Raw genomic sequence first — 12,158 nt, 5'->3', positions numbered from 1 at the left:
ATCGCTTTATTTTATTGTTTGATCAGGTGTTTAGTCTAACAACTCAATATTGAATGGGCTAAAAACACTCAGGAATAACAGTAGTGAACATTAATAGTTTTTCAATTATAAATAAAAAATGGGATTTATGTATGCCACTAATAATTAAAAATGGTTTTTTGGTGATTTTTAGTTCATTTTTGCTATCAGCCTGCAGTTTTAGTTTTATTTATAACCACTTAGACTGGTGGAGCAATTGGTATCTTGATGATTACGTTACCTTAAGCCAAGAACAGCAAAAAACATTTGATACGACATTTAATGAGCTGCATACATGGCACCGACGAACACAACTCAGTGAATATAGTCGGCAACTTATCACGCTAAAAGACCAAGTAAATCGCGGTATTACCGTAGAAGAAGTCGACGATCAGTTAGTCATCATCAAACAGCATTGGCTTGCAGTGCGAGAGCAAGCAAAACCGGCACTGATATCGTTAGTTCATACCCTGAGTAGTCGCCAAAGAAAACAAGTTGTCGATGAAATTGCCAATAATAATGAAGAACGTCTCGACGACTATGATGAGTTATCTCAAGAGCAATGGCTTAACGAAACATGTATAGAACGACAAGACCAGTTCAAAAAATGGTTGGGGAAGTTAACTGAAAATCAAAAAATTAAGGTATGTCAACTGACCAAAAGTCTATCACCGACATTTAATCATAGAATGGATTATCGAATAAAATGGCACTCAGGTTTAAAACAAGTATTAGCCATGGGATTAGATAGACAAGAATATGAAGTGATGTTTACTGAACTTATTTCTGAACCAGAGTCATTAAAGTCAGAGCAACACAAAACATTATCTAAAAATAATAGTGATACCTCTGTAAAAATATTTCATATTATGATGAACAGCTTAACAGATAAACAATTGAATCGATTTAATAATAAACTTGATGATTTAATTGAGGACTTAAAAGAACTGGCTATAAACACTTAGCACCAAATCTTATTTTAAAGCACTTATATAAGACAACTTTGCGTTGACGTTGTTATTTTCCCTCGTGTTTAATTTTAATGATCTCTTCTTGGTTGTACCCGCCTGAAAATAAAACTATTTTTTCACATGAAAAGTAAACTTAATCTTAGTTTTATCGTATAACATATATTAATTTATACATATCACCGGTAGTAAGTGCGATTAACGTGCAGACACCAGCAAAAATAATTTAAGAGAGTGCTAAATGAACGATATTAATTCACCACAAAAACCGGTGGAAGTGACCCAAAAACCTGTTGTTTGGGGAATACATTTGATTGTAACCATCGTGATTTTTGCTATTGCTTTTGCAATTATTGCAGCGATGTTTGCTAGTAAACCTACTCCACGTAAATGGGGAGGAGGACCGCCGGCTTCTGTTGGTGTTGAAACAGTACAACTAACGGCTACGGATTACCCTGTTTGGATTGAATCTTACGGCTCAGCTGAGCCTTTAACTAGAACGCAATTAGTTTCAGATGTCAGTGGGCGTGTTATTGAGGTCGCTAATAATATTCGTGCAGGAGCATCATTTAAAGCGGGTGATGTTTTACTGGCGATCGACCCTCGTGATTATCAGATAGAAGTTGATGTTGCAAAATCAACGGTCGCTAATGCTTGGGTAAAATACAAAGAAGAGTTGGCTCAAGCAGATGTCGCTGAGCGCGACTGGAATGTTAGACCCGGTAGTAAAGCGGGTCGCGATTTAGCACTTCGCATTCCACAAGTTGCGGCTGCACTCGCTTCTTATGACGCATCTAAAGCGCAATTGGCGAAAGCCAAACTCAACCTTGAGAGAACTCAAGTTAAAGCCCCCTTTGACGGAAAAATTTTGAAGCAAATGGTTGATTTAGGGCAAGTTGTTAATCCTTCTCAAACTATTGCTGAGATATATTCCACTGATTATATTGAAGTAAGATTACCGGTAAAAGCCCAAGACCTAGCGCACATCTACTTACCCGATGAATACAATGCACCAGGCAACGAGCCTACAGACAACAAGGAACATCAATCTGTTGTTCTTTTTGAAGGTGAGTTAGGTGGTAAAACTTATACGTGGAAAGGTAAATTAGTACGTAGCGAAGGAGCTTTTGATTCATCTACTCGTATGCTTTACGTTGTTGCCAAGCTCGATAATCCTTTTGTTAGCTCTCCACAACTCCCCGCATTACGTGTTGGGCAGTTTTTAAGAGCAAAGATTGAAGGCACACAATTGAAGAATGTCTATGCTATTCCAAGAAGAGCCGTAAGTCAGAATAATATGATTGCGGTTGCAGAAGATGGTTTATTGCAAAAACGTGCTATTGAACCTTTATGGACAGATGTTGAGTCTGTCGTTATTTCGGCTTCTTCACTTACTGGCGACATTTATAATTATGCTGGCGCTATTGATTCTACCGATAAGCTTATTTTAACGCCAACGGCCAATTTAGCCGCGGGTACCCGAGTTAAATCACTGAATGACATTAATTCGACAACCAATGAAGAATTAGCTAAAAAGAAAATGACAATACCTGCAAGAAATCAAGAGATACAAGACAGTGATAGTGAAAAGCAAGAAGGTTTACCGGCTTTAAAAAAATCCCCAAGTAATTCATCCACTTCGACTACGGACTAGGAACTCATTATGCATGGTTTAATCGCTTGGTTTGCTCGTAATGACGTCGCTGCTAATCTTCTTATGGTGGTCATCGTTGCCGTTGGACTTTATAGTTTGTCTAACAAAATCCCTGTAGATTTATTTCCTGAATTTGAAATAAATACTGTACAAGTTAGTGCTGTTTTACCTGGCGCTTCACCACAAGAGGTTGAAGAAGGTTTAACCATAAGAGTGGAGGAAGCGATTCAAGATATCGAAGGCATTCGTGAAATGACTTCGCGCTCTAATGAAGGCAGTTCAACCGTGACTGTTGAAGTAGAAGATGGTTTCGACGTTAGAGAAGTACTCGACGAAATGAAAGTTCGCGTAGATGCGATTAATAATTTTCCTGTTGAAGCTGAACGTCCTTTGGTGACAATGCCTAAGCGTATGCGTGACGCCATTGGTGTGGTGATGTATGGCGATTATGACAGCTTAACATTACGCCGCTTTGCTGAAGATGTTCGAGATGAAATAGCTTCGTTGCCTGGGGTTACTCAAGTCAGTGTTGATAACTCTCTGCGTTTTGAAATATCGATTGAAATACCTGAATGGTCATTAAGAAAATATGATATTACCTTAGAGCAGGTTGCCGACGCTTTACGACGTAACTCTACAGATGTATCCGCCGGTAATTTGAAAACTGAAGGCGGAGATATATTTATCCGCAGCATTGGTCAAGCTTATAAAGCAAGTGACTTTAGCCAGCTACCGATATTAACTGATAAAGATGGTACATTAATCCGTTTAGGTGATATTGCTGTTTTACGTGATGAATTTGAAGAAACCCCCTTGAGAACAAGATTTAACGGTATACCCGCAATAGAGGTAGAGGTCTTTCGCGTTGGTGATCAAAGTATTATCGAAGTAACCGATGCCGTTAAAAATTATATCGCAGGTAAACAACAAGCATTACCGGTAGGGTTAACGATGACTTACTGGCGCGATCGCAGTAAGTCGATAAAAGCACGTTTAGCTACGCTTACTACAAGCGCTTGGCAAGGTGCGCTATTAGTTATTCTCCTATTAGCTTTATTTTTACGACCCGCCGTTGCATTTTGGGTGTGTCTTGGCATTCCAATGTCATTTATGGGCGCATTTATATTGATGCCATTTTTTGGTATATCTTTGAATTTAATGAGCCTATTTGCTTTTATTTTGGTGCTAGGTATTGTTGTCGATGATGCGATTGTTACGGGGGAAAATGTTTACGAACATATGCAACGTGGTACTGATCCCCTAACCGCTGCCATTAGAGGTACTCAAGAAGTTGCCGTACCGGTTACCTTTGGTATTTTAACGACTGTTGCGGCCTTTATACCCCTGGCTTTACTTGAAGGACGAGGCAGTTGGTACCAGAGTATTCCTTACGTTATTGTGCCGGTTTTACTCTTTTCATTGATCGAGTCTAAATTGGTATTACCCGCGCATCTTAAACATATTAAACCGCGAACAGGCGCGCCATCGCGGCTAACACGTATTCAAATGGCAATATCGACCTCTTTAGAGACGTTTATTGCTAAATTTTATCAACCAACATTAGCATTAGCGCTGCGCTGGCGTTACGCGACGCTGGCAATTATGTTGTCGTCACTTTTTATAGTTATTGGTGCGCTTTCAAGCGGACAAACAAAATTTGTATTTTTCCCTCGTGTGCAAAGTGAAGTAGCAACAGCAACACTAACAATGCCAACAGGTACCGCCTTTGAAAGTACCGATCGTATTGTTCAACATATGACTACGCAAGCAAAGTTATTACAAGATAAATATATTGATCCCGAATCTGGTGAGTCTATTATTAAGAATATTTATTCTATTAGTGGTGGACGTAATTCAAGTACGGGACGTGTTCGTGTCGAAACAATCCCTCCAGAAGACCGCAGCACAGATATTGGCACGCAACAGATAGTTGCAGAATGGCGTAAAATGGTTGGACAAGTCGCTGGCGCTGAGCAATTAAATTATCGAGCTGAGATTGGTTGGAATAGACCCGCTATTAATATCGAATTGCGTGGCAAGAATGCTAATGATTTAGCTGAGCTAGGCGATAAATTCAAAAGTAAATTAACGCAGTACTCAGCAGTTTCAGATGTTGAAGACTCAATGTCTGATGGCAAAGAAGAACTACAATTAAAACTTAAGCCCGAAGCAACGTTACTTGGACTTAATTTAAATATGGTTGCAAGACAAGTTCGTCAAGCAGTCTACGGTTTTGAAGTTCAGCGTATTCAACGTGGGCGTGAAGAAGTGCGAGTTATGGTGCGCTATCCTATTGCTGCTCGACAGTCGATTGAGACGTTAGAGCAGATGATGATAAGAGTCGAAGCCGGTCAAGAAGTTCCGCTATGGCAGATTGCTGATATCGTGCCTGGATTAAGTCCTTCGAGTATTTTACGTATTGATCGACAGCGAACACTTTCTATTACGGCTGACTTTAACAAAGAACAAGGTAATTTGTCTGCGGTACAGGAAGAGTTAGAAGAATTTTTACAACAATCGATAAGTACGTATCCAGGCATGAATTATGAAATGGCTGGTGAAGCTAGAGATCAAAAAGAGTCTTCTCAAGAACTGAAATTTGGTATGTTTGGCTTGTTATTGGTGATTTATATCCTACTTGCTATTCCGTTTAAAAGTTATTCTCAGCCTTTAGTGGTGATGATGGTTATTCCTTTTGGCATTGTCGGTGCGGTTATAGGTCACTGGATAATGGGCATGGATTTAACCTTATTGAGTCTGATGGGGGTCTTAGCGTTATCGGGTGTGGTGGTTAACGATTCACTGGTCCTGGTCGACTATATTAACAAAAAGCGTGCTGAGGGGAGTGCTGTTTTTGAGGCTGTTTATGCGGCAGGTGGTCGTCGCTTTAGGCCGGTTTTACTGACATCATTAACAACGTTTGCTGGTTTAATGCCACTTTTATTTGAAAAGAGTACTCAAGCACAGTTCTTAATTCCGATGGCAGTAAGTCTGGGATTTGGTATTTTATTTGCGACAATCATTACATTGTTTTTAGTGCCGATAAATTATTTGATTATGGAAGATATCAAACGCTATTGCGCTCGTTATAAAAATGACATGCGTTGGTTAATACGCAAAGGCGTTGATAAAGGAAAGTCGTCATAACGACAGCCGTTAAACGCTTAACTATGTTGTTGCAATAACACTAAAAAATTGCCAACCTTTCATTAGGTTGGCAATTTTTTTATTTATCATAAAAATTTAACTTCACTATTATCTGCAGTGCTGATTTTTTCAAATTTTATTAAAAATATGCTCAGTAGAGTAAACTGTTTACTTAAAATAACGCTTTGGCTACAATATTTCATCAAGGTTAGCTGAAATACTGATATTTATTAAAATATTTCTTGACCAATCCCCCCCCTCAACCCACTCTTTGCCCACGAATTTATTCAAATGTAGAGATTTAATTAGTGAGCCAAGAACTAATGTACGACAAAAATAGCATTATCATTATTATTACCCTTTTTATTTTGATGTTAATTATTAACCAAATAGGCTACAGCTTCGGTTTACGTAATAAAGACGCAGAAAACACCGAGATGAAAAGTCAATCGACGGCTATTCAAGCCGGTATTCTTGGTTTATTGGCTTTGTTGCTGGGTTTCACGTTTAATATGTCGCTGCAACGGTACGATGGACGAAGTAGCGCGGTTATTGAAGAAGCGGGTGCTATTTCAAGAGTAGCCATGCAAGCAAAACTATTGAGTGGTAAAGTAAAAGATGACGTTTTTGATGAATTAGAGTCTTATCTAGCACTACGTATTTCACTGAGCCAAATAGATTTGAGCAATGCAGAACAACGTATGGCTGTAAACAAAAAGGTCAGTAAATCACAAGCGAAACTGATTGAATTAGCACAACAAGAATTAGAAAGTCCAAGATCACTGTTAATTGCAAATGGCTTTTATCAGTCATTGTCTAGCATGATTCAAATTGAAAACAAACGATCGGCTATGCTTAGACTCCATGTGCCCGAACCAGTATTGTTTTTGTTGTTTAGTGTTTTTGTTACTGTTGGCGGCATGCTTGGTTACAATAGCGGGTTAGGGAAGAAGCGTCCCGCATTTCCCACGATATTATTATTCACCTTAATCATCTTGGTGGTCTTTATTATCATTGATTTAGACAGACCTAAGCGCGGTATTATCCAAGTAAACCAAGATAGCCTGCATGATGCGGTTATGACCCTTCAAGATTATAAAACTGAATAATGTTAACGTTTATTTAAGCTAGGGATAATAAAATTTAATAGCTATTTTTGGTCATTTAATAATGAATAGCTATTAGATATTCCCCTTTAAAAGGACAAAATACCTAAGGTTTCGGCTACAACCTCACCTTATATTTGCTCGAAAATATAGATACTAGTCCTGTCGATACTAGCCTACCTAGCTAAGCGCTTTATAGGGACAATAAAGACTATAAAAGTCGATAACGACCAAGCTATTAAAGTTTTTTTATTTAAAAACATCGTCTTGCAAACTTCCTCTTGATTTTTCCTCAATATATTCCCCGATCATTTGTCGAGCTTTCTAAGACGCATTAACACCATCTAATGCAGCCAGTTTTTCAAAGTTCGCCTTTTTATGATCAATGAATACCGTAAGTCTGACTGTTGTTTTTACCACCTTTAATGTTTGTATAGCGACATGTTATTTTCATTATCATTTAATTAGAATTGTATTGTCTTTTAATTGGAATATAATTGTCGTTTTGTTGGCTGTCGTGTGAAATATTAACCGATAAATTACGCTTATATATTGATGATATTTACCCATATTTATTTTATGTAAGCAAGACATGCAGATAAAACCCCAACATACTTATATTATGGCTGTTTTTAATTTTCAGCCTTTAAAAGCGTTAGCCACAGGCTTTTTTTGATGGTGACCGTTGCCTTGTATTATCTTTGCCTACTCTGTCAAAGAAATATCTAATGCAGCGCTGCTCGCTGAGATAAAACGTTTTTTGACAAATTTTAAATTAACTCAGAGAAATATCGTGAAAAAATTAATAACGACTGTATTGCTGCTCCTCTTTGCAACACCTGCTTTTGCCGCTGGAGCCGGTGAAATTGATCTCACTAACACTATTGCAGGATTTACTGCATTAACGATTTTTATTATCGCTTACCTACTGGTTATTAGTGAAGAGTTTCTTCATCTGAGAAAGTCAAAACCGGTATTGGTCGCGGCTGGTGTCATTTGGCTGATTATTGGTTGGATTTACACCCAACACGGCATTCCTAAAGCGGCAGAAGAAGCTTTTAATCATAATTTATTAGAATATGCTCAGTTATTATTATTTTTATTAGTCGCGATGACTTATATAAATGCGATGGAAGAGCGAGGGGTGTTCGATAGCTTACGGGTTTGGATGATTTCTAAAGGGTTAAGTTTACGCAGTTTGTTTTGGGTAACAGGCATGATGGCATTCGCTATTTCTTCATTTGCTAATAATCTAACGACGGCAATGTTGATGTGTGCCATTGTCCTTAAAGTGGCTCCTAAGGACCTTAAGTTTATTAACATTGCCTGTATCAATATAGTGGTAGCCTCTAATGCTGGCGGGGTGTTTAGTCCATTTGGGGATATAACCACTTTAATGATATGGCAGGCAGGCTTAGTTAAGTTTGAGCAATTTTTCGTACTATTTATACCTTCCCTGGTCAACTTTTTAGTCCCTGCTATTATTATGAGCTTTTTTATCTCTAATGAAAGATCAACACCTATAACCGATGAAGACTTCATGCTAAAACGTGGCGCGAAGCGAATTATTTTCTTATTTATACTCACCATAGCTACGTCAGTTGCCACCCATAGTGTTGTTAACATGCCACCCGTGTTAGGAATGATGATGGGCTTAGGTTACCTCAAGTTTTTAGGGTTTTATTTAAGAAGAAGCCTTCCTCGTTCATTAGATAAAAAACGTACCTTAGCAACTATCCGTCATGATGAAAAAGCCCTGAAAAGGTTAGGTAATATCGTTCCTTTTGATATTTTTGAAAAAATAGCACGCGCAGAGTGGGATACCTTACTGTTTTTTTATGGGGTTGTTATGTGTGTTGGTGGCCTCGGTTTTATGGGCTATTTAAGTTTAGTATCAGACTTATTATATACCAACTGGGATCCGACCTATGCCAATATTGCTGTCGGCGTACTTTCAGCCATTATTGATAATATCCCTGTTGTTTTTGCTGTCTTAAGTATGAACCCCGTGATGGATTTACAGCAATGGTTATTAGTTACAATGACCGCTGGGGTAGGGGGAAGTTTACTGTCGGTTGGCTCTGCGGCGGGTGTTGCTTTAATGGGGCAAACGAAAGGCAAATACTCGTTTGTTGGCCACCTTAAATGGAGTTGGGCTATCGCTTTAGGCTATAGCGCCAGTATCTATGTTCATTTTTTAATTAATGGCTAAGTAATCTGGAACACCTTTAATGTAACTGCTTTATATTAAAGGTGTTCTCTTAGGATATTCATCGACTATTAGGCCGTGCTTGGCCCCGCTAAACAAAGTAATAATTCCCGCACGACTTTCGCCGCAAAAACATCACTATTTCCTGTACTGTCAATTTTAGGCGCTAACTCGACTACATCGCAGCCAACAAAATATTTAGATCGCAATATTTTGCATAAGCTAATCAATGAATGAAAATCTTCTCCACCTGGCTCAGGTGTTCCGGTACCTGGAAAAAAGCTTGGATCAAAATAATCTAAATCTAAGGTTAAATAAACAGGAGTATCTTGTGCAATCGCCTCAACACTGGCAAGAAATTCAGCTCTGCTTTTTTTGAGTGTTTGATGTGCTTTCATCCATTGATATTCTTCACGAGTACCTGAGCGAATGCCGTATTGTATTAGCTTATTATCTTTACCAAAATGATCGGTAATACGGCGAATAATAGCGGCATGGGAATAATGATATCCTAAGTAACCATCGCGTAAATCAGCATGTGCGTCGAGATGCAATATGACCAAGTCAGGGTATTCGCTCAAATACTTCTTTATTGGAGCGTAAGAAATAGAATGTTCGCCGCCTAAGGTTACAATGCGAATATTATTTTCTTTTAAAGCAACATTTTCAAATAAGGTGTTAAAAGCATCATTAGCATTACTATAGGCGTTTTCTATATCAGCTTGACAACTTTGTTCATTAATAGATAAATCAATCGGTAAATTACCTAGATCAACAAATGAAATATCTTCAAGGTCTGCGTCTAAATACGGAGAATACGATTCAATACCATCAGAAACGGCTCGAAGTGCGTTAGGCCCAGCTTTAGTGCCTTTTCTAAAGCATGCGGTACCATCAAACTCAAAGCCGATGATGTGGCTGGTATTTTGAAAAATACCTCGCTTATCTTTAGCTCCTTCAAAAGGTGTTGGCGGGGATATTAAACCCACATTAATTTCTTTAACCATATTCATCGAGTCGTGATACCTAACGGCAATATTTTCTTAATTATCCAAAATAAAGGCTAAATGTATAGTTTTATTTATAAAATATAGTGTTGTGAATAAAAGTAGGGCTATTGGATGGCAAGCTTGTTGTTTATTTTTTAGATGTTAGCTACATTATTTTATTGATAAAAATGAAATAATTTGTAAAATGACGCACTATTTTTTTAATGAGGAGTTGTTATGTTTTTTGAGGGTTCAGAAAAAAAAGCTGAAATCTTAATCGATGGTAAGCAGCTTTCTTTACTTAACGATATTGACGACGAATTTTGGTCGGCATTAGTTAATCGTAGTCAAGCTCAAATACTATCTTCGATTGAAAATGAGTATTGCAAAGCTTTTTTACTGTCCGAGTCGAGTTTATTTGTCTGGTCAGATAGAATATTAATATTAACCTGTGGTGAAACGCAGTTAGTTAAAGCGGTAGAGTTTTTTATTCAAAAATTTGGCACAAAAGTGATTAAACAGCTCACTTATCAGCGTAAGAACGAATATTTTTCAAACGCTCAGCCTAGCTGCTTTGGTGATGATATCAAATTAATTAATCAATATTTACCGGGTAAGGCTTATCGTTTTGGTGAAATGGACAGTCACCACAACTACGTTTTTCATTTAGATAACGACTTTACTGCTGATACTGATGACATTACCTACGAGTTACTCGCCTATCAAATAAGTGAGCAGGCTTCGAAACATTTAACACAAGCTAATTTGTCAGCTGAAGAAATTCGTCAGTTTTTGTGTATTGATAGTATTCTACCTGGCTTTATTATTGATGACTTTGTCTTTTCCCCTTACGGTTATTCACTTAATGCGATTAACGAACAGCAATATTTAACCATTCATGTGACGCCTCAAATGGACAGTAGTTATATTAGCTTTGAATCGAATATAGATTTACTTTTGCTTGCGCCAAAACTTTTAGAGATACTGGCACCAAAATCTTTTGATTTAATGAGCTTTAATGAACAAGCTTTTGAGCAAAAATTAAGGGTGTTAATTCCAACACAATATGTGAGTAAATCACGTGTTTGTAAAAAGCTTGATAATGGCTATTTAGTAAACTTTGCCAACTATATTCTGCCACAGACAGTCTTTGCTGAGCCAATTATGATTGATATTTCAGGAGAAAACCATGCACTCTAATTTATGGGTAGAAGAAAAGTTTGAAGACTTTTTGGGGATTAAATTTAAAGTAGAAAAAGTACTTTTCTCTGGGAAAAGTGAATTTCAAACCGTTGATGTTGTTGAAACTAAAGGTCATGGTAAAATGTTACTAAATGACGGTTTGATTATGGTCACCGAGCGAGACGAATTTGCTTATCACGATATGATAAGCCATGTGCCCTTGTTTGTGCATCCTAACCCTAAGAATGTTTTAGTGATTGGTGGTGGTGATGGTGGAACGGCAAGAGAAGTCATTCGTCATCTATCGGTAAAAAAATGTACTATGGTTGAAATCGACGTGATGGTTGTCAACGCCTGTAAAGAGCACATTCCACAAACCGCTTCAGCCCTCGATGATGAACGCATAGATCTTATTATCGGTGATGGTGTGCAATTTGTTAAAGAAACCACTGAGAAGTTTGACGTTATTATTGTCGACAGCACTGATCCGATTGGACCGGCTCAACCTTTATTTGGCGAAGCATTTTATAAAGATGTTTTTAACTGTTTAGCCGATGACGGTATCGTTGTTGCCCAGGGAGAGTCTTCTTGGTATGCTATGGATATTCAACAATCGCTATTGAAAGTATTAAACAATGTCTTTCCTAAAACTTATTTGTATAGTTTTAGTAATTTAACTTATCCAGGCGGCTTATGGAGTTTTACTTTTGCGTCTAAGCAATACCATCCTATTAAGGATTTTAACGCTGAACGGGTTGAAAAGTCAGGCTTAAGTTTTGATTATTATAATGCTCCGCTTCACTCTGCTGCCTTCGCCTTACCTAGCTTTGTCAAAAAAGGTTTGCTGGGTTTAATTGATAATTAAGTCATTTTAAACGGCCAATA

General features: G+C 37.8%; 8 protein-coding genes. 7 read left to right on the top strand and 1 reads right to left on the bottom strand.

Annotation, left to right across the window (positions count from 1 at the left end; genetic code table 11):
* The first annotated feature begins 131 nt into the window (after positions 1–131).
* The 5 genes from H4J57_RS03430 to nhaD all read left to right on the top strand — a co-directional run bounded on the left by H4J57_RS03430 (position 132) and on the right by nhaD (position 9,105).
* Positions 132–983: a DUF6279 family lipoprotein gene (locus H4J57_RS03430; RefSeq protein ID WP_182241951.1), complete on the top strand. Its 852-nt coding sequence runs from the start codon at positions 132–134 to the stop codon at positions 981–983.
* Positions 984–1,227: 244 nt separating this feature from the next.
* A complete protein-coding gene (locus tag H4J57_RS03425; protein WP_182241950.1) occupies positions 1,228–2,640 on the top strand; it encodes an efflux RND transporter periplasmic adaptor subunit in 1,413 nt (470 codons plus the stop codon).
* 9 nt (positions 2,641–2,649) lie between these two features.
* Complete coding sequence (locus H4J57_RS03420) at positions 2,650–5,787, top strand: efflux RND transporter permease subunit (RefSeq protein ID WP_182241949.1); 3,138 nt, start codon at positions 2,650–2,652, stop codon at positions 5,785–5,787.
* A 308-nt stretch (positions 5,788–6,095) separates the two neighbouring features.
* On the top strand, positions 6,096–6,896 hold the full coding sequence (locus H4J57_RS03415) for a hypothetical protein (protein WP_182230627.1): 801 nt from the start codon (positions 6,096–6,098) through the stop codon (positions 6,894–6,896).
* Positions 6,897–7,683: 787 nt separating this feature from the next.
* Positions 7,684–9,105 (top strand): sodium:proton antiporter NhaD, encoded by a 1,422-nt coding sequence (nhaD, locus tag H4J57_RS03410; protein WP_310733699.1) that lies wholly within the window; start codon positions 7,684–7,686, stop codon positions 9,103–9,105.
* Positions 9,106–9,173: 68 nt separating this feature from the next.
* Here the strand turns inward: nhaD and speB are convergent, their stop codons facing one another.
* Positions 9,174–10,115, bottom strand: a complete 942-nt coding sequence (speB, locus tag H4J57_RS03405; protein WP_259366779.1) for an agmatinase — start codon at positions 10,113–10,115, stop codon at positions 9,174–9,176.
* A 213-nt stretch (positions 10,116–10,328) separates the two neighbouring features.
* On the opposite strand from speB, the gene H4J57_RS03400 reads away from it, so the two are divergent.
* Together H4J57_RS03400 and speE are read left to right on the top strand one after the other, a co-directional pair.
* Positions 10,329–11,291 (top strand): adenosylmethionine decarboxylase, encoded by a 963-nt coding sequence (locus H4J57_RS03400; protein WP_182222377.1) that lies wholly within the window; start codon positions 10,329–10,331, stop codon positions 11,289–11,291.
* Positions 11,281–12,138 (top strand): polyamine aminopropyltransferase, encoded by an 858-nt coding sequence (speE, locus tag H4J57_RS03395; protein ID WP_182222376.1) that lies wholly within the window; start codon positions 11,281–11,283, stop codon positions 12,136–12,138. Before H4J57_RS03400 ends, speE begins: the two co-directional genes overlap by 11 nt.
* Positions 12,139–12,158: the final 20 nt, after the last annotated feature.

This window comes from Colwellia sp. BRX8-7 (assembly GCF_014077275.1).
Taxonomy (GTDB): Bacteria; Pseudomonadota; Gammaproteobacteria; order Enterobacterales; family Alteromonadaceae; genus Colwellia_A.
The sequence above is the reverse complement of the archived record's forward strand: the minus strand, read 5'-3'. Positions and strand labels throughout refer to the sequence as shown.

Excerpts from the sequence above, each read along its gene's own strand:
- H4J57_RS03430 (WP_182241951.1), top strand. The coding sequence starts at position 132 with ATGCCACTAATAATTAAAAATGGTTTTTTGGTGATTTTTAGTTCATTT.
- speB (WP_259366779.1), bottom strand. The coding sequence starts at position 10,115 with ATGAATATGGTTAAAGAAATTAATGTGGGTTTAATATCCCCGCCAACA.
- speE (WP_182222376.1), top strand. The coding sequence starts at position 11,281 with ATGCACTCTAATTTATGGGTAGAAGAAAAGTTTGAAGACTTTTTGGGG.
- H4J57_RS03425 (WP_182241950.1), top strand. The coding sequence starts at position 1,228 with ATGAACGATATTAATTCACCACAAAAACCGGTGGAAGTGACCCAAAAA.
- H4J57_RS03420 (WP_182241949.1), top strand. The coding sequence starts at position 2,650 with ATGCATGGTTTAATCGCTTGGTTTGCTCGTAATGACGTCGCTGCTAAT.
- H4J57_RS03400 (WP_182222377.1), top strand. The coding sequence starts at position 10,329 with ATGTTTTTTGAGGGTTCAGAAAAAAAAGCTGAAATCTTAATCGATGGT.